The organism is Paenibacillus sp. UNC499MF, assembly GCF_900107975.1.
Classification (GTDB): domain Bacteria; phylum Bacillota; class Bacilli; order Paenibacillales; family NBRC-103111; genus Paenibacillus_F.
This window is the reverse complement of sequence record NZ_FNVF01000007.1, coordinates 291,902-309,862: the sequence shown is the minus strand read 5'-3', so window position 1 is coordinate 309,862 and position 17,961 is coordinate 291,902. Positions and strand designations below refer to the sequence as shown.

The 17,961-nt window shown below is 54.5% G+C and carries 15 protein-coding genes; 3 read left to right on the top strand and 12 right to left on the bottom strand.

Going from position 1 to position 17,961, the window contains the following annotated elements; genetic code table 11:
- Positions 1-14 precede the first annotated feature (14 nt).
- Positions 15-1,175: a Gfo/Idh/MocA family protein gene (locus C4S74_RS17145; protein ID WP_103996514.1), complete on the top strand. Its 1,161-nt coding sequence runs from the start codon at positions 15-17 to the stop codon at positions 1,173-1,175.
- A gap of 50 nt (positions 1,176-1,225) precedes the next feature.
- Here the strand turns inward: C4S74_RS17145 and bcp are convergent, their stop codons facing one another.
- From bcp to C4S74_RS17120, 5 genes are all read right to left on the bottom strand, one after another.
- Complete coding sequence (bcp, locus tag C4S74_RS17140) at positions 1,226-1,690, bottom strand: thioredoxin-dependent thiol peroxidase (RefSeq protein ID WP_103996513.1); 465 nt, start codon at positions 1,688-1,690, stop codon at positions 1,226-1,228.
- A gap of 171 nt (positions 1,691-1,861) precedes the next feature.
- The gene (locus C4S74_RS17135) at positions 1,862-2,599 is read right to left on the bottom strand and encodes a hypothetical protein (protein WP_103996512.1); all 738 of its coding nucleotides are present in this window, start codon (positions 2,597-2,599) and stop codon (positions 1,862-1,864) included.
- A 154-nt stretch (positions 2,600-2,753) separates the two neighbouring features.
- Entirely contained in the window at positions 2,754-3,539 is a 786-nt protein-coding gene (locus tag C4S74_RS17130) for an ABC transporter permease (RefSeq protein WP_103996511.1), read from the bottom strand.
- Positions 3,540-3,542: 3 nt separating this feature from the next.
- A complete protein-coding gene (locus tag C4S74_RS17125; RefSeq protein ID WP_103996510.1) occupies positions 3,543-4,337 on the bottom strand; it encodes an ABC-2 family transporter protein in 795 nt (264 codons plus the stop codon).
- The gene (locus C4S74_RS17120; RefSeq protein WP_103996509.1) at positions 4,330-5,412 is read right to left on the bottom strand and encodes an ATP-binding cassette domain-containing protein; all 1,083 of its coding nucleotides are present in this window, start codon (positions 5,410-5,412) and stop codon (positions 4,330-4,332) included. Before C4S74_RS17120 ends, C4S74_RS17125 begins: the two co-directional genes overlap by 8 nt.
- 275 nt (positions 5,413-5,687) lie before the next feature.
- Between C4S74_RS17120 and C4S74_RS17115 the strand changes: the two genes are divergently transcribed.
- Positions 5,688-6,788: an LCP family protein gene (locus tag C4S74_RS17115; RefSeq protein ID WP_258042513.1), complete on the top strand. Its 1,101-nt coding sequence runs from the start codon at positions 5,688-5,690 to the stop codon at positions 6,786-6,788.
- A gap of 126 nt (positions 6,789-6,914) precedes the next feature.
- Entirely contained in the window at positions 6,915-8,225 is a 1,311-nt protein-coding gene (locus C4S74_RS17110) for a glutamate-1-semialdehyde 2,1-aminomutase (RefSeq protein ID WP_103996508.1), read from the top strand.
- A gap of 347 nt (positions 8,226-8,572) precedes the next feature.
- Here C4S74_RS17110 and C4S74_RS17105 read toward each other — a convergent pair whose 3' ends face one another.
- From C4S74_RS17105 to C4S74_RS17075, 7 genes are all read right to left on the bottom strand, one after another.
- The gene (locus tag C4S74_RS17105; protein WP_103996507.1) at positions 8,573-10,339 is read right to left on the bottom strand and encodes a sensor histidine kinase; all 1,767 of its coding nucleotides are present in this window, start codon (positions 10,337-10,339) and stop codon (positions 8,573-8,575) included.
- Between the two features lie 41 nt (positions 10,340-10,380).
- The gene (locus C4S74_RS17100) at positions 10,381-11,952 is read right to left on the bottom strand and encodes a response regulator (protein WP_103996506.1); all 1,572 of its coding nucleotides are present in this window, start codon (positions 11,950-11,952) and stop codon (positions 10,381-10,383) included.
- A gap of 93 nt (positions 11,953-12,045) precedes the next feature.
- Complete coding sequence (locus C4S74_RS17095; protein WP_103996505.1) at positions 12,046-13,683, bottom strand: extracellular solute-binding protein; 1,638 nt, start codon at positions 13,681-13,683, stop codon at positions 12,046-12,048.
- 90 nt (positions 13,684-13,773) lie between these two features.
- Positions 13,774-14,670, bottom strand: a complete 897-nt coding sequence (locus C4S74_RS17090; RefSeq protein WP_103996504.1) for a carbohydrate ABC transporter permease — start codon at positions 14,668-14,670, stop codon at positions 13,774-13,776.
- Positions 14,671-14,695: 25 nt separating this feature from the next.
- The gene (locus C4S74_RS17085; RefSeq protein ID WP_103996503.1) at positions 14,696-15,664 is read right to left on the bottom strand and encodes a sugar ABC transporter permease; all 969 of its coding nucleotides are present in this window, start codon (positions 15,662-15,664) and stop codon (positions 14,696-14,698) included.
- 204 nt (positions 15,665-15,868) lie between these two features.
- The gene (bioB, locus tag C4S74_RS17080) at positions 15,869-16,888 is read right to left on the bottom strand and encodes a biotin synthase BioB (RefSeq protein WP_103996502.1); all 1,020 of its coding nucleotides are present in this window, start codon (positions 16,886-16,888) and stop codon (positions 15,869-15,871) included.
- 274 nt (positions 16,889-17,162) lie between these two features.
- Positions 17,163-17,921: a sugar phosphate isomerase/epimerase gene (locus tag C4S74_RS17075; protein ID WP_103996501.1), complete on the bottom strand. Its 759-nt coding sequence runs from the start codon at positions 17,919-17,921 to the stop codon at positions 17,163-17,165.
- Positions 17,922-17,961: the final 40 nt, after the last annotated feature.

Here is a 17,961-nt window from a genome sequence, read left to right as displayed (position 1 = left end):
AAGAGGTGAAACGAATGGGAGATATTAAAGTCGGCGTGATCGGGACCGGATTCTCGGCCATGGCCCACATCGAAGCCCTTCAGCGGGTGCCATCGGTTCAAGTCGTCGCGATCGCTTCTTCCAGGCTGTCGCATGCGGAGGAAGCGGCGGCCCGCTACCGGATTCCCATGTATTACTCAGATGCCATGGAGCTTATCCAGGACCCGGATATCGACGTCGTACACAACTGCACGCCCAATCATCTGCACTATACGTTCAATAAGGCGGCTCTGCTTGCCGACAAACATGTCTTGTCCGAAAAGCCGCTCTCCGTTACCGTCGAGGAGTCGGATGAACTGCAGAAGCTTGCGCGTGAAAAAGGTCTCGTCGCCGGCGTGGCGTTTATTTACCGCCACTATCCCCTCGTCGAGGAAATCAAGCAGCAGATCGCTTCCCGGACATACGGCAGGCCGCACTATGTGCTGGGCGGCTACCTCCAGGACTGGCTGCTGTACGAGACGGATTATAACTGGCGCATGGATTCGCGCCTGAACGGGCCTTCCCGGGCGATGGCGGACATCGGTTCCCATTGGTGCGACACCGTCCAGTACGTGCTAGGCACGCGGATCGTGTCCGTATTCGCGGACCTTGGTATCGTGCACCCCGTGCGGTATAAGCCCACGGACGAGCAGGCCACGTTCACGAATGCGGCGCCCAAGCCCGAGGATTGCGAACGCGTCGAGGTAGACACCGAGGATTTCGGGTCCATTCTGGTCCGGTTCGAGGACGGCACCAAAGGCGTCTTCTGCATCTCCCAGGTCAGTCCCGGCCGCAAAAACAAGCTGTATTTCGAAATTTCCGCCGAAAAAGGCGCCCTGCGCTGGGACCAGGAGGAAGCGAACCGGCTGTGGATCGGCTCCCGGGATGTTCCCAATCAGATCCAGATGCGCGATGCGAGCCTGATGAGCTCCCAGGCCGCCTCCATCACCCATTATCCCGGCGGTCATGAAGAGGGCTGGCCCGATGCGCTCAAAAACCTGCTGCTCGACTACTACTCTCTCATCGGCAAGCGCAGAGCGCGCCAGACGGATGAAACGAGATCGAAGTTCGCTACCTTCAACCAGGCTTGCGGTGTAATGAGAATCGTCGAAGCGGTTCTGCAAAGCCATGAGAGCCAGCGGTGGGTAGACGTGTAAGTTTCGTTTCGTCACTCGTAAGTTTCGTCAACGGATTTCTTCCAAACATCCTAGTTTTCCTTCAGATAAGCCAGCGCTTCTTCGATATGGCCTTTGACTTTAACCTTGCGCCACTCTTTGGCAAGGATGCCAGCCTCGTCGATGAGAAATGTCGAGCGCTCGATTCCCATAAACGTTTTGCCGTACATGCTCTTCTCTTTCCAGACCCCGTAGATCTCGCATACCGCGTGGTCTTCATCGGCAAGCAGGAGAAAAGGCAGACTGTACTTGTCGATAAATTTCTCGTGCCGTTTCAAAGAATCCGTGCTGACGCCGAGAATGACGGCGTTTAAAGATTCAAATTCCGTGTGCTTGTCCCTGAAATCACACGCCTGGGTCGTGCATCCCGGCGTCATGTCTTTCGGATAGAAATACAGGACTACTTTTTTTCCTTTGAAATCGGACAATTTCACGTGCTGGCCGTTGTTGGCCGGCAGTTCGAATTCCGGTGCCTGCTGCCCCATGCTCATACTCATCTTCGGGAACCCCCTTCGGTTCATCGTTTTTTGCATTAGTTACCATTATACTCACCTTGCGGATGCAAGGGAAATCAGGCTGAGCCTTGCACGCAAAAAAAGACCGGCAGCGTTGTTCGCTGCCGGTCTTTTTTTGAATTCTCTGCCTGCCGCAGTATGCTGTAGGCCTTCTTACTCGGCCTGCTGCGCCTGGGCTTGCTTCTGATCTTTCTTCTGAGGCTTGTCGCCCTTCTTCGCGTCGATATATTTCTCCAGCGAAGGCGTCAGCTCCGTTTTCAGCTTCTCAAGAAGCTGCTCTCTTGTGATCCCTTTGGCTTCCGCAATCTCGGCGACGGTTTTACCCGCCTCCTGCTGCGTTTTCAGCTCGTCTTTGGTAATGCCGAGGATAGCCGCCAGCTTCTCCGGATCTACAAAGCCGCCGCCGCGGCCGTGCTTGCCGCCTTTGAAGTCTTTCAAGCCGGTAATCGTAACGGCCTTCTCGATGCGCGTTTGAAGATCCGCTTTCAGTTCGGCCGCCTTCGTGCTGTCGATTTTGCCTTCGGTTACTTTGGCATCAATTTCTTTCGTGGAGGCTTCCACCAGCTTCTTCACCAGGTCCGCCTGGCTGATGCCTTTGGCTTCGGCGAGCTGGGCCAAGGATTTGCCCGCTTTCAGCTCGGTAATCAAGGCGTTTTCTTCCAGACCGAGCACGGATGCCGCGTCTTTCAGATAAGATCCCGGACCGCCGAATTGTCCAAAAGGCTTGCGGTCCTTGCCGCCATGCTTGAACGGAGCCGATTGCTGGGTTGACGTTTGGCCCGAGTCGGTGCTGTCGGCTGCGAATACCTGGCTGGAAACAGCGGCTCCTCCGCCGAGCAAAAGTGCTGCGGCCAATGTGGATACCATCAGTTTGCTGCGTGTTTTATTCATTCATATTTCCACCTTTCAAATGGGGGGCTTGTTTATGCTACATCCCAAGTATAGGCAGAAATTATGACGAAACTTTTACGCCAAGCTTAGCGGTACCTAAAACTTTGCTGAAAGCAGCCTGAATATTGTGGCAGCTTCCGCTGCGCCCGCCGGATTAGGACCCCGCACCCCGGTAGCGCTTGACCCCGATGTTCCAGACGCTAAGGCCGATCGTAATGAAAATAATCCCCATGACCGGTGTCAGCAGGGCAAAGCCCTTCCAATTGAGCGGATCCAGGAAATAAGCCGCCGGATAGAAGCCGACGAAAGCGAACGGCAGAATCCACGTCAGAATCCCGCGCAGCAGCTTGTTGTAAATCGTGACCGGATACCGTCCGTAGTTCTGGATGTTCCAGATCAGCGGCATAATGCCCGTCGGCGAGTCGGAAAAGAACGCAAGCGCGCTCAGCGAGACGTAAATGCCGCCGTAAATCAGCACGCCGGACACGACCATCATCAGCATTATGAGCGGATCGCTCCAGTGGACCGGTAGACCGAGCTGGCCCCATGAGTAGATCATCACGGCCAGTCCGGCCAGAGCGCTGAACAAGGAGGCCGGGTCCATGTTCTCCAGCATAAGCTGCCACAGACTGTGGGCCGGGCGGGTCAGGATGCGGTCCATTTCGCCTTTGACGATGTAGCGCTCGCTGAAATTCCACAAATTGAATATCGTCGAGAACAATCCGTACGGGATCATAAAGAAGCCGTAGATGAACAAAATCTGGTCGCGGTTCCAGTCGCCGAGAAGCGCGGTCTGCTGGAAGACGACGAGAATAAACACGAGGTTCAGCCCGTTGAACAGCAAATCCGAAACGACCTCGATCCAGAAATCCGAACGATAGGTCAGCCGGGTTTTCAAATAATTTTTGAGATAGTCAAGAATAAGCGATAAGTAAAACATCCATTAACCCCCCTGCACGAACAGCCGGGTTCTTGCTTTATGCCACATGAAGGCAATCGGCACAAGAAGCACGACGAACCAGATGACTTGGATCGAAACCGCCTGCCATACGGCGTTTCCGGTCAATTTGCCGGTAATCACCGAACCGGGCAAATACGTGATGGCCTGGAACGGCAGCCATTCCAGCAGCTTCGCCGTCCAGCCGGGAAACATCGTGATCGGCAGGATCAGTCCCGAGAACAGATCGACCGCCACCCGCTTCATCCGCATCATGCCCTCGCTGTTTTCCAGGAAAAACGCGGACAATCCCGTCATAATGTTAATCTGGGAATTGATTAAGAAAGCGAAAAGCAGCATCAGCAGATAAACGAGCCACAAGGATAGATCCGTCGGCAGCTCGACCGGGAACAAGAGAGAAACGATAACGAGACCCGGCGTCGTAAAAAGAAGCAGACGGAACAAGCCTTCTCCGAGGCCCTGCATCATTTTGTACACGACATAATTGTAAGGACGGATAAACTGGATCGCGACGCTTCCGTCCCGGATCTCATTCGCGATTTCCCGGTCCAGATTATTGAAGTAAAAAGCGCGGCTCATCCAGGACACAACAATATACGTCGTCATCTGTCCCAGCGTCTGTCCGCCGAGCGTCTCCTGACTGCCGTAAATCGCTTTCCACAGGAAATAGTAGGAACCGATGTTGAGCGCGTACACCAGAATGCCGCTGTAATAATTAACCCGGTAGGCGAGCATGGTTATGAACCGGATGCGGATCAGCTCCACATAAGCCTTATACATGCGGCACCGCTCCTTTGTCCTCTTCGGCCCCGCTGCCCGGCTCCCCCGCTTCCGGAGCGGACGGCTTCCGGACTTCCGCCGAACCGGATTTATAAATCTCGCGGACGATATCGTCGGTATTCGTCTCCAGGATGCGGATATCCGCAATCTGGACGACACCGACGATCCGCGCCAGAACATCGGACACGTTCGCGCTCCGCTGCGGGATAAACACACGGGCGTCCAGCGGGCTGTCCTGCTCCCAGGTTACGTCCAGGCCTTCCGTGAGCAGCTTCAGGCTTTCAAGCGGCACCGGGTCGTTGAACTGAAGCACCACTTCCTTGCCTTTTCCCCACGTCTCCTTCAACTGATCGAGACCGCCGTCGTAAATGATGCGTCCGTCGTCCAGCATAATGACCCGCGAGCAAAGAGCCTCGATGTCCTGAAGATCGTGCGTGGTCAGCAGGATGGTCGTTCCGTAGCGCTGGTTCAGCGATTTCAGGAACTCGCGGATCTCGGTTTTCACCACGATGTCGAGCCCGATCGTAGGCTCATCCAGGAAAACGATCGCGGGGTTGTGCAGCAGGGAAGCCGCAAGCTCGCAGCGCATCCGCTGACCGAGGCTCAGCTTCCGGACCGGTCTGCTCAGCAGCTCGCCCAGTTGAAGCCGGTCGGACAGCTCATCCAGCCGCTCTTTAAAATCGTTTTCCGGCACCCGATATACCTTCTTGAGCAGCTGAAACGATTCAATGACGCCGATGTCCCACCACAGCTGGCTCCTCTGACCGAAAACGACCCCGATGCCTTTGACGAAAGCTTCGCGTTCCTTGTAAGGAATGTAGCCGTTCACCTGAAGATGGCCCGAGGTGGGAACGAGAATGCCCGTAAGCATTTTGATCGTCGTCGATTTGCCAGCGCCGTTCTCACCGATGTACCCGCAAATCTCTCCCTCGGGAATTTCAAAACTGATATCTTTAACGGCCGTAACCTGATTATATTCACGGTCGAACAGATCGCGGAACGCTCCTTTGAGCCCGCTTCTGCTTTTCTGCACGCGGAACTCTTTACGGAGATCTCTCACTTCGATAGCTGGCATGTTTTCCTCCTGCTGTTTAATTGGACTGGGAAAGTTTGAAAGCCCTGTGAATTCATATGTAACTTGCGGCAGAGAAGAAGTTGCCCCTATAATGAAATACATGAGTTCGCCATTCCCACCCCTCATCATACAACAAAAGAGCTTTTTGTAAAAACACCCGGGGGCGCCTCCGGTACAAATCGCGGAAATACGGAAGCCTTGTTTCAGCGGCCGGATATCCAGTTAATCATGTACAGACAACGCCTATTTTTTAGATGGAAAGGGAATGAACTCACATGCCGAAGCCTAAAAAAAGACGGGTAAGACCGTGGCGGATGCTGATTGTCGCGATTGTTTTCGCCCTGATCTGCACCGCGGGCTATTTTGCTTACAGCATATACAGCTTCGCCGATAACATTAACAACAAAGACGAGATCGGTAACTTCGATCCGATTTACCAGGGAGACGACTACAAACCGCCCGTCTGGGAGGGAACCGGGCGTGTGAACGTGCTGCTGCTCGGCGCGGATTCCAGAGGTGTGGAGAACGGGGAGCCTCCGCGTTCCGATACGCTTATGATCGCCTCCATCGATCCCGTGACCAAAAAAGCCTCCCTGATGTCGATCCTCCGGGACACCTGGGTCAAAATCCCCGGCAACGAGGAAGGCCGCATCAACTCGGCCTTTACGATCGGGGGGCCGAATCTGGCGATGAAAACCGTCAGCGAGCTGACCGGGATTCCGATCCAGTACTACCTGTACACGGATTTCAAAGGCTTTATCGCTCTCGTCGACGCCATCGGCGGAATCGATCTCGAAGTCGAGAAGGACATGAAGTACACGGACGCCGCGGACGGGCACGTATTCGATATTAATTTGAAAAAGGGCATGCAGCATCTCGACGGCCAGACCGCTCTGCAGTACGTGCGGTTCCGTCACGACGCCCAGTCCGACTACGCCCGCACGGAACGCCAGCGCAAATTTTTGACCGCCGTAGCCGATAAAATGCAGACTACGCAGTCTATTCTCAAGCTGCCTTCTATTTTGAACAAAATGGAGCCTTACATTCATACGAACCTGTCCGTCGGCGATATGCTCAAGCTCGGCTCGCTTGCTTTCGACGCCAGGGCCAAAGGAATCCAGAGCATCCAGCTTCCTCCCGAGAATCTGCTCATCGAGCGGAGAATCGGCGGCGCCCAGGTCCTGTCCGTCGATAAAACGAAGCTTAAACGCTATCTGGACGATGTGTTCGAGGGCATGGCGGACGTTCCCGGAGCAGGCACGGGCAGTGGAACCGGCACGGGTACCGGCTCGAGCTCGGACAGCAGCTCATCCGGCGGCAGCTCGGGAAGCCCGACTTCCGGAAACTCCGGCGCCGCCAAGAACTCCAGGCAGTAAAGCATTCTAACGTGACTGTCTCCTCCAGGGAGACGGCACGTTATTTTTCTTCCCGGCCTCCGCCATTCGGTGTTAGGCTATAGAGAAGACACGACCCCACTACCTACATAAAGGAGTTACATAGCCATGAATCATACACGTTCCGAAAAGCTCCACGAAGAAGCACTCCAGCACATTGTCGGCGGAGTCAACAGCCCTTCCCGCTCGTTCAAAGCGGTCGGAGGCGGCGCTCCCGTATTTATGAAGCGTGCGGAAGGCGCCTACTTCTGGGACGAGGACGATAACCGATACATCGACTATCTCGCCGCTTACGGACCGATTATTACGGGCCACGCCCATCCGCATGTCACCGAAGCGATCATCCGCGCCGCCCGCAGCGGCACGCTCTACGGCACTCCGACGGAGCTTGAAATTACCTTCGCCCGGATGCTGAAGGAAGCCGTTCCGTCGCTGGACAAAGTCCGCTTCGTCAATTCCGGCACCGAAGCCGTCATGACGACCATCCGTGTGGCGAGAGCTTACACCGGCCGCACGAAGATCATCAAATTCGCCGGCTGCTACCACGGCCATTCCGATCTCGTGCTCGTCGCGGCCGGTTCCGGCCCGTCCACGCTGGGCACGCCCGACAGCGCCGGCGTGCCCGCTTCCATCGCGCAGGAGGTCATCACCGTGCCGTTCAACGATATCCCGGCACTGGAAGAAGCCCTGGCGCGCTGGGGCGGCGACATCGCCGCGGTGATGGTCGAGCCCATCGTCGGCAACTTCGGCATGGTCATGCCGAAGCCCGGCTTCCTCGAAGGGCTCTGCGCCGCCGCGCGCGCGAACGGCTCCCTCGTCATCTACGACGAGGTGATTACCGCGTTCCGTTTCCATTACGGAACGACGCAAACCTACGCGGGCCTGAACAGCCGGCCCGAGGAGATCGAGCCCGACCTTACGGCGCTCGGCAAAATCATCGGCGGCGGACTGCCGATCGGCGCTTACGGCGGCCGCAAGGAAGTGATGGAGCAGGTCGCTCCGCTCGGACCTGCATACCAGGCCGGCACGATGGCGGGCAACCCCGCCTCCATCTCCGCCGGCATCGCCTGCCTCGAGGTGCTGAGGCAGCCCGGCACGTACGAGCGCCTCGATCAGCTCGGCGCGAAGCTGGCGGACGGCCTCCGCGAATCGGCCTCCCGCCACGGCGTCGCGCTGACCGTGAACCGCATCGCCGGCGCGATCTCGACGCATTTCTGCGACCATCCGGTCACGAACTACGACGAGGCGCAGGATACGGACGGCGAGCGGTTCGGCCGCTTCTTCCGGCTCATGCTGGAGCGCGGCATCAACCTCGCGCCGTCGAAGTACGAGGCGTGGTTCTTGACCACCGCGCACACCGACGAAGACGTGGCCCGCACGCTGCAGGCGGCCGACGAGTCCTTCCGCCTGCTGGGCTGACGCCCGGGGCGAGTCATACGGCCGGCTCTTCCCGTCAGCCCGGCTCCAGCCTCTCGTCCGCCGTATTCGTAATCCCGGCGCAGGCGAGGGCTTTATCCCCGCGTACGATGGAGCAGCTAGCCATCGCTCAACCGGCGGCCCTTCCATCGTACCGTCAGCGGCGCCTTAGCCTTGCTGGAGCGGCCCGCAACGGGATGCCCGGTCTCTGTCCGCCTTGATATATACGGACATATGTGCCGGCGTGCGAAGCCGGCCCCTGTCGTACACAGAGACCGCTTCGCCTGCCGCACCTCCCCATACCAAAAGCTCCCGCTCTGCTTATGCAGAACGGGAGCTTTTTAGCATGTTTATTCTCGGTTCTTCTTGTGCTTGTAGGTCGGTATGCGCAGCAGTACGGCGGTGCCGATTCCCGGCCGGCTTGCAAGCGAGACGCCGTATTTTTTGCCGAAATGAAGCTTGATCCGCTGGTCCACATTGCGGATCCCGTAACCCGATTCCACCTCGGCCAGCGGATCGAAAAGCTTGCGGAACCGGTCCTGCGGAATGCCGTTGCCGTCATCGATGATTTTCAGATGAATATCGCCGCCGATGACTTCCCCGCTGATCCGGATATGAATATGATCGCCGCACCAGGCGTGCTGGAGCGCATTTTCGATAAAAGGCTGCACGATGAGCTTCACCGTATCGTACCGGTTCACTTCCGGCTGGATATCGAAGAGTACCTCCATCCGGTCGCCGTACTTGATCGATTGAATGTCCACGTAAGCCTGCGCCTGCTCCAGCTCCTTACTCAGCGGGATGAAGGTGCGTCCGTCGTTCAAGGTCAGCCGGTAAAATTTCGCCAGCCCGATCACCATCCGGTGAAGCTTGTCGATATCGCCGAACCGGGCCAGACGGCTGATTGACGATAAGGTATTATACAGAAAATGCGGGTTGATCTGCGCCTGCAGCGATTCCAGTTCGGCCTCTTTCTTCTGGAGGTTCGTGAGATAGACTTCCCGGATGAGCCCTTCCGTGTGCTGCCCCATATCGTTCAGCGCAGCCGCGATCTGGGCGAATTCGTCCCGCCCTTCGTACGCCATCCGCTTACGGAATTCTCCCTCCCTGAACGCGTGCAGGACGGAGACGATTTTGGTCACCCTTTTGGAGAAAAACCGCGAAAACATCCAGCCCACGAAAAAAATAACCAGAACGGAAATCAGACACACGATCGCCGTCAGCATCCGCACCTTGTCCGCATCCTGTTCCATGATCGCGGTCGGAACGAGCGAAACAACGCTCCAGTCCAGTCCTTCGAGGGGCTGGCGCAGCACGAGATGATTTTGGGCCCACGATTCATCCCATGTCTTGCCCGTCATGTTCGTATCGGCCGCCGACGAGTAGAGGATGTCTCCCTGGGGACCGACGATATAGATGGCGCTGCCTTCCCCGACTTTCGTATAATCCACGCTTTCAAAAAGATCCTGCAGATGGGCGGTTACGCGGATGAAGCCGATCTCCCTCAGCTCCACCCCGTTCGTCGTATCCACGATTCTGCGCAGCAGGGAAAGCCGGCCGAACTTCGCGTCGTCCTCGATCTGCCGCCACTGCATCGTCGTTCCGTAGCGCTCGGGCGGGAAGCTTTTGTACCAGTCTGCGTCCATGATCCGGTTCATATGGTAGAGCTCGTAAAGCTTTCCCACCGTCATAAGAGGATCGATATTTTCATGATTGTAGTACACTTCCGGCAGAGTTTCATTGTGCAGATAGACGGAAAGCCACAGCCTGAGGCTGCTCGATTGAATGGTCTGCATCATTTTGGGAAGCAGGTAAGTCGTCGTCGCGTCGTAGCTTACCCAGCCTTCCTCATAATGCTTCAGATGCTTGGCCAGCGTCGTATCTCCGTAAATCATATTTGTCAGACGTCTCGTATCCTCGATTTTGTACTGGATATTGTCCCTGATCTGTCTCATCGTGCCCTGCACGCTACTCTCCGCCTGCTCACGCACCGACTTCACCAAAGTAGAAACCGCGAACGAGCCTACAATGATCACCGGCACGAGAATACAGAGCGCGTACGAGAGCATGAGCTTATAACCGAACGGAACGAACCGCCGGCGCTCTTCCGGTTTCATCCGTTCCGGCCCCTTTCCTGCACCCGGGGTGCATTCCGCTGTTAGTGGTTTCTTCTGAACTGCATGGGGGTCATGCCGAACGTTTCCTTGAACTGCCGGCTGAAATAAGGCAGATACCTGTAGCCGATCCGGTCCGCCACCTCATAGATTTTAAGCGTCGGATCGCCCAGAAGCTCCTTCGCCTTTTCCATCCGCAGCGCAATCACGTAATCGCTGAAATTTTGGCCGGTTTCTTCTTTAAACACATGGCCTAAATAGTTCGGGGAAAAAGAAAAGCGGTCCGCCACGTCGCGAAGCGTCACATTCTCCTGCAGCCGTTCCTTGATATACTCCATCATATCGCGGATCAGCTTGCGGTTTTTGCTCTGATTTCCCATGTTCAACTTCTCCGAAATTTCAAAAAGCATGCGGCGCATCCAGCTGCGTATGTCCTCAATGGTTTCAAATTGCAGCAAAATATCAAGGTTTTGCAGCTCCATCCCCAGCAGCGTAAACAACTGCTCGTTTCTCGTCTGGAGATAGCCGTCCAGCTTGACGATCAGGTACGTGGCGAAGTTATGGATCGTAAAACGCGACCGCAGACAAACCGCCACGTTAAACAGCCGGTCGATTTCATCATGAATGCCGACCAGGTCATATTTGACCATCGCGTTGAACAAAGCGTCGAGCCGGAATTCCAATTGCTTGGCGTCGGCGATTTCTTCCTTCGGAATTTCACGGGTCTCGATAATCTTCGCTTTGCCGTAGAACATCTTGGCGTCGAGAGCGGCGAGCGCCTCGCGGTAAGACTCCTGCAGAGACGCCGGATCGCCGGCCGGGTTGCCGAGCCCGATCGTAATCGTGAAAGGAAAATGCTCCTTGACGTAAGCGATCACTTCCTGAAGCTCTTTGTTCCCCTTCTCATCGGCCGTAACCAGCAGGCCCAGGCGCTGCTTCGTAATCCGGCACATATGGGTAATTCCGCGCGGCCGGCACAAATCCATGATTTGTCCGCCGAAATCGTTAAGCATATCCTGGCGTTCCTTGGCCGTATACGGATTCAGCTTCCACGACAGATCGTCGGTTTCCAAAACCGCGGCCCGGATGGGATAGCGGATCGGTTCCAGACCTTCCTCGGTCAGCAAGTCATCGAGCTCCTGCCGGCCTGCCGTGCCTTCCAGCAAACGAAACACATATTCATTGTGCACGATCGGTCTCATCTGCTCGAAGGCCCGTTCCGTTTTGCGGCGCTTTTGTTCGCGGTTGAGATCTCCGATTATCGTTTCGAGCGATTGGATCAGCTCGTTATCGTCCATGGGCTTCAGCACATAGCTGCAAGCTTTTAGAGAAAGCGCTTCCTTAACATAGCCGAAATCCTGATGCCCGCTAACGAAAATAACCCGCAGTCCCGTATGCCGCTCCAGCGCCTTACGGGCCAGCTCCAGACCGGTCATGCTCGGCATCCTTACGTCGGTTACAAGGATATCGACCTTCTCCTGTTCCATAACCCTTACGGCATCGAAGCCGTTATTGACTGCCCCGACCACATGAAGACCGAGACGCTCCCAAGGGATAAAAGTCTGCATGCCCTCCAGGTCCAATATTTCATCATCTGCCAGCAGCACGTTATACATGTTGTTCTCCTTTCCCGGCGAATAGCAAAAGAGGTATACCCCAAGTATACCTCTTCTGCCCGCCTAGGCGGCATTAAATTTCCAATGATCTTCTTATTTGCCGATTTTCTTCTTGTTTTCCTGCCAGCGTTCCGTTTGGTATTTCAGCAGTTTGGCGTATCCGGCAGCTTGAGCGTCTTTTTCCGCTTTATCCAAGATGGATGTTACTTCGGCATCGCTTTTCGCGAAGAGAGCTTTTGCACGGGATTCGATGAAAATATCTCTGACGCGCTGTTGAACCATACCTTCTTCCGTGTTCGCAGCCGGGTCAAGGTTTACGAATTCCGTACGGTTGAATACGGTTTTCCATGCCACTTGAGTCTGGTTGCGTGTTTCCCAGCTTTGCTTTTCAGGAGGAAGCTTCAGCTCGATATCGGTCTTGGCCGTATCGATGTAGGTCGTGTTGCCGACCCATTGCAGGTTGACGAGAGAATCCATCAGCTTGGCGCGTCCGGTTGCGTCACTGTAGTATTTGTCCGTGAATTTAGGCGTGCCTTTGTCGTCTACGCCCTTCCAGTATTCGCCTTCAGGACCCCAGAACATAACGCGCTGACCTTCTTCTCCGGTCATCCAATCGAGGAAGGCAAAGATCGCTTCCGGATTTTTCGCGCTCTTCGTAATGACGTTTACGTTCCAGCCGAGTGTCGCGTAGTGTCCAGGGAATACTTTGGTTTTGTCTACGCCTTCTTTATGAACCGGCCAGATCATTTGGTAGCCAGGGTGGTTCGGATCTTTGGTTTGAAGAGCCGTCGTACCTTTGGAACCGAATTCCGTCACGCTGGAAGCGGCCATAACGGCAACTTTACCGTTGTTCACTTTCTCGTCGATCTGGTCTTTCGTTTGAGTCAATACGTCTTGAGAAATCAATTTTTCACGGAAAAGCTTGCTTGCGTAAGTCAGAGACTCCCGGTAAACCGGATCCGCAAAGATCGATTTCAGCTCGTTGCCTTCCGGAACGGCACGCATGGAGATGTTCGTAACCGGATGATCGTTGGCGAAGCCAGGGTACATAATCTCAACGTTCTGAGCCTGCACGCCGGAATCGAACGGAATCACGTCCGGATATTTCGCTTTCACTTGTTTCAGGTAAGCATACAGATCATCGAACGTTTCGAGCTTCGGCTCGCCCAGTTCTTTGTAAATTTTCAGGTTGATCATATAACCCGCGTTGCCTGCAGGACGCTGCGTATACCAGTTCGGGAACTGATAGAGCTTGCCGTCGCTGGAGCGCAGCATGTTGAGGGTCGCTTCTCCCGCCCACTTCTTCAGGTTAGGATATTTGTCGAGGTATTCGTCGAAAGACACCAGCATGCCTGCCGCACGCAGCTTCTCTACCTGGGCTCCGCGCTCCAGCCAGATGACATCGGGCAGTTCTTTGGAAGCCATCAGCGTATTGAACTTCTGCTCGGCGTTGCCGCCGTTAGGTACGCCCGTTACGTTGACTTTCTTGTTTTCTTTTACCCATTTTGTAGCGAGATCCTGGCCCCATACCGGCATTGTAAACCAGTCATAGTTGCCGTAGAAGCTTACGTCGAGCTGCTGCTCGCCGAACTTGACCCCGGTCGATTGAGTGGTACCTGGTTTGCCGGTATCCGAAGCAGCCGGCTTGTCGCTGCTGCAGCCGCTAAGCACCGCGATGGAAGACAGCACGGTAATGAGCGTGAGCGAGACCCCTTTTTTCCATTTTGCCATTTGTGACACTCCCTTTAATCGATATTATAATCTATGTGGTCAATCGTGTTGCACGTGGTTGCGCTTACATTCTGTTCGAAAAGCGAAGATCTACTCCTTGAGGGAGCCGATCATAACGCCTTTGGAGAAATATTTCTGAACAAACGGATAGATGAGCATAACTGGCAGGGTAGAAACGACCATCGTCGCCATCGACAACGATTTCGTCGTAATCGACTGCATCTTGGACAGTTGGGTCAATGCCGCAGAGTCCAGATTGGAAAGCTGTTCCGACATAATATTGGAGTTCAAAATTTGTCTCAGCAGCGTTTGTACGGGATACAAATCGGTATTGTTCAAATAGATGCTGGGCAGGAACCACTCGTTCCAGTGCTGAACCGCCGTGAACAGTCCCAATGTGGCGATAACGGGGCCGGACAAAGGAAGCACGATCCGGAAAAATACCGACCAGGTTCCGCAGCCGTCCAGTTTAGCCGCTTCTTCAAGCCCTGCCGGAATACTCCGGAAGAACGTCATGAAGATAATCATGTTCCAGACGTTGATCATAACCGGCAGGATCATGACCCAGAACGTATCCATCAGGCCAAGTCCGCGGATTAACAGGAAGTTCGGAATCAGACCGCCGGTGAAATACATCGTGACCACGGCCATCACCATATAATACTTGCGGAAGATAAGCCCTCGTCTGGACAACCCGTAGGCAAAGAGAGAAGTCGCCAGAATGCCTACAACGGTTCCTACCACGGTACGGCTGATCGTGATCAGAAAGCCTTGAATGATCCTCTTGTCTTCGAAAACGACGTTGTAGTTTTCCAATGTAAACTCGCGAGGCCAGAAGGTGATTCCGCCCATCATCGTGTCTTTGCCGCTGTTGAACGAAATGACGACCGAATTCCAGAACGGATACAGCGTAATGAAGGCCAGAAATATCAGCAGTGTATAGATGACGACCGTCATGAACCGGTCCCCGAAGTTTGCTCTCAACATGTTGTTTCCGCCTTTCTTTCTCCAGCTACCATAGACTTTGCCCCGTTCTGCGGGCAAGAAGGTTGGCGCCGCTCAGCAGAACAATACTGATTACCGCTTTAAACAATCCGACTGCCGTCGCGTATGAGAACAACTGGTTCTGAATACCGGTCCGGTAAACGAACGTATCGAGGACATCCGAGTATTCCCTGAGAACCGGATTCGCACTGAGCAGGAGAATATCTTCGTAGCCGCCGTTGGCACCCGCGTTCATCAGACTTCCGATCTGCAGAATGAGGAAAATCATAATGACCGGGAAAATGCAAGGCAGTGTAATCAGATAGATTTGTTTAAAACGCGATGCTCCGTCGATCGAGGCGGATTCGTATAAAGCGGGATCGATTCCCGCGATAGCCGCCAAGTATACGATCGAGCCGAAACCGATATCTTTCCATATCCCCGTGGAGATCAGGATCGTCCAGAAATATTCCGGAATCGCCAGGAAATTGATCGGTTCGTCGATCATGCTCAGCTTCTGCAGAGCGATGTTCAAACTTCCGTTATCCGTGGACAGGAAGGACATCACGAAGCCCGCTACGACAACCCAGGACAAGAAGTGAGGCAGGTACGTGACCGTTTGTACGACGTTTTTGAAAAGTTTGTTCCGGACCTCGTTCAGCATGAGGGCCAGGATGATAGGCGCCGGGAATGCGATCAAAAGCTTGAACAAGCTGATCATGATTGTGTTCCTCATAACCCTCGGAAAATCCGGAGACTCGAAAAACATTTTGAAATGCTTGAGTCCTACCCAAGGACTTCCGAAAAACCCGTTGAAAAGATCATAATCTTTAAATGCGGTCAACACTCCGTACATCGGAATGTAATGGAAGATAAGAAGAAACACAATCCCTGGAATTACCATGAGCTGAATATCCCACTGTTTGAAAAAACGCTTCCATATCGACGGGCTTTTCGCCTCTTTGCTTACGCTGGTTTCTACTGCAACTTGTGCCATTGTCTCCCCCCTTTCCGGCCTTAGCCGATAGACTAATTGTATCCGCTTTCGCTTTGTCCGCCCATTTGCCGGATCAACGAAAATTAATACTATTCAATGCAATTAAGCCTATTTCGTATAAAAATGCAAAAAAAGCAGAGGGTCTTCCGACCTTCTGCTTTTTTTCTGTTTTCCGATGCGGCTAATCGGCTTAAAGAGGCCGGCCTACAAGGCGCAGACTTCAATTTCGAAGCCGAGATCTTCCAGCATCCGGTGGTCTTCGCCGGCTTCCTGGCCTTCCGTGGTCAGATAATCCCCCAGGAAAATGGAGTTGGCCGCATACAGACCCAGAGGCTGCAGCGATTTCAGGTTTACTTCCCGGCCGCCGGCAATGCGGATTTCCTTTGCCGGGCAAACCAGCCGCATGAGCGCGAGAATTTTGAGGCACTGACGCGGATTCAGGCTCCGTCGGTCCGCCAGCGGTGTGCCGGGAATCGGGTTCAGGAAGTTGACGGGAATGGAGTCCGCATCCAGTTCGCGCAGCGCGAAGGCCATCTCCGCCAGTTCCTCGTCCGACTCGCCCATTCCCGCAATAATTCCGGAACAGGGCGACATTCCCGCCTGCTTCGCCTGCTCTACCGTCCTGACCCGGTCCTCGTATGTATGCGTGGACGTAATTTTTGCGAAATGGGAAGCGCTCGTGTTGAGATTGTGGTTATAGCGGTCCACCCCTGCTTCTTTCAGGCGTACGGCCTGCTCATCCGATAAAATGCCCAGACAGGCGCAAATTTTCAGGGGCATTTCCCCTTTGATCGTCTGTACAGCTTCAATCACCTGATCCAGCTCGCGGTTAGTCGGTCCTTTGCCGCTGGCCACGATGCAGTAGGTGCCCACTTTCATCTCCAGCGCTTTCCGCGCTCCCTCGATCAGAACGTTCTTCTCCAGAAGCGGGTACTTCGTAATCGGAGCCTTCGACACGATGGATTGGGAGCAGTAACCGCAGTCCTCCGGGCACAGTCCGCTTTTCGCATTAATGATGAGATTGAGCTTCACCTTGCGTCCGTAATAATGCTTGCGTACACGGAAAGCCGCCTGCATAAGGGGCAGCAGCTCATCGTCGTCGGCCCGGAGTATGGTCAGCGCCTCTTCCGTCTCCAGCTTGTCACCCCGAAGCGCCTTGTCCGCGTAGTGCTCCCATCTGGACAAGGTTCCTGTTCCCCCGGCCGTTTGTTGTTCCGTATGCATGCTCAGCACGTCCTTTCCTGCCAAAAGAAAAGTTGAATAAATATCCGAATTTTCGGTTTGTAAATTCAGCTTGCCGCTAATTGTTAACCTTATAAATAAAATAAAGGTTTACAATCATTTTCATTGTAACAGGATTTCTCCCGCGCGGAAAGCTATTTCCTGCTCAGGTGTTCGTACCGGCAAATCCTTCTCTGTCATTACATACAAAAAAAGAGCATTTCCCATTCGGGGAAATGCTCTTCCTGCACCGCCGGGCGGACGGCGGGTTAACGGCTTAACGGTAGTTTTGGCGCAGCCACTCCCGGCTTGCGGCAATACTTTCAAACGGCGGATTCTGGCACTCGTCCTGCTCCACGATGAACCACTTCGTGCCGATTTCTCCGGCGGCGGCCAGAACCGGCTTCAGGTCGACTTCGCCTGTACCCAGCTCTACCGTGAGCAGCTTGCCGTCTTCCCGGCGCAGGTCCTTCACGTGAAGAAGCGGCGTTCTTCCCGCATACTGCTTCATAACCTCTATCGGATCGAAGCCGGCGTTATGAGCCCAGCACACGTCCAGCTCCACGAACAACTCATTCTCGGGAAGAGCGGAAAAAAATGCGTCAAACATGGTCTGACCGCCGATTTTTTCTTCAAACTCGAACGAATGATTGTGATATCCGAAGGCGATTCCGTGTTCCGCGAAACGGCGGCTGCTCTCCTTGAGAATCTCCACGATCTCACGGAAGCCTTCCTCGGTGCGCTCAGGCGGGAACCAGCCCGGGCAGGCGACATACTTGCTGCCGATGGCCACGTTCATTTCGATTTCTTCATCCAGGTTTTCCTGAAGACGGTGAATGCCCACATGACTGCCGACCGAAGTCAGGTTCAGTTCTTTCAGAAGTTCACTCAATTCACGGGGAGCAAGCCCTCCGTAACCGGCAAATTCTACCCCTTCATACCCGAGCTCCGCCACTTTCCGCAAGGAGCCTCTGAAGTCCTTCTCCGTTTCCGAACGCAGGGTGTATAACTGCACGCCAATTCCGATCTTTGTCATCTTCGATCACCTTTCCTCTGTCCTGGGTTATGGAAATGCC

Excerpts from the sequence above, each read along its gene's own strand:
- C4S74_RS17145 (WP_103996514.1), top strand. The coding sequence starts at position 15 with ATGGGAGATATTAAAGTCGGCGTGATCGGGACCGGATTCTCGGCCATG.
- bcp (WP_103996513.1), bottom strand. The coding sequence starts at position 1,690 with ATGAGTATGAGCATGGGGCAGCAGGCACCGGAATTCGAACTGCCGGCC.
- C4S74_RS17135 (WP_103996512.1), bottom strand. The coding sequence starts at position 2,599 with ATGAATAAAACACGCAGCAAACTGATGGTATCCACATTGGCCGCAGCA.
- C4S74_RS17130 (WP_103996511.1), bottom strand. The coding sequence starts at position 3,539 with ATGTTTTACTTATCGCTTATTCTTGACTATCTCAAAAATTATTTGAAA.
- C4S74_RS17125 (WP_103996510.1), bottom strand. The coding sequence starts at position 4,337 with ATGTATAAGGCTTATGTGGAGCTGATCCGCATCCGGTTCATAACCATG.
- C4S74_RS17120 (WP_103996509.1), bottom strand. The coding sequence starts at position 5,412 with ATGCCAGCTATCGAAGTGAGAGATCTCCGTAAAGAGTTCCGCGTGCAG.
- C4S74_RS17115 (WP_258042513.1), top strand. The coding sequence starts at position 5,688 with ATGCCGAAGCCTAAAAAAAGACGGGTAAGACCGTGGCGGATGCTGATT.
- C4S74_RS17110 (WP_103996508.1), top strand. The coding sequence starts at position 6,915 with ATGAATCATACACGTTCCGAAAAGCTCCACGAAGAAGCACTCCAGCAC.
- C4S74_RS17105 (WP_103996507.1), bottom strand. The coding sequence starts at position 10,339 with ATGAAACCGGAAGAGCGCCGGCGGTTCGTTCCGTTCGGTTATAAGCTC.
- C4S74_RS17100 (WP_103996506.1), bottom strand. The coding sequence starts at position 11,952 with ATGTATAACGTGCTGCTGGCAGATGATGAAATATTGGACCTGGAGGGC.
- C4S74_RS17095 (WP_103996505.1), bottom strand. The coding sequence starts at position 13,683 with ATGGCAAAATGGAAAAAAGGGGTCTCGCTCACGCTCATTACCGTGCTG.
- C4S74_RS17090 (WP_103996504.1), bottom strand. The coding sequence starts at position 14,670 with ATGTTGAGAGCAAACTTCGGGGACCGGTTCATGACGGTCGTCATCTAT.
- C4S74_RS17085 (WP_103996503.1), bottom strand. The coding sequence starts at position 15,664 with ATGGCACAAGTTGCAGTAGAAACCAGCGTAAGCAAAGAGGCGAAAAGC.
- bioB (WP_103996502.1), bottom strand. The coding sequence starts at position 16,888 with ATGCATACGGAACAACAAACGGCCGGGGGAACAGGAACCTTGTCCAGA.
- C4S74_RS17075 (WP_103996501.1), bottom strand. The coding sequence starts at position 17,921 with ATGACAAAGATCGGAATTGGCGTGCAGTTATACACCCTGCGTTCGGAA.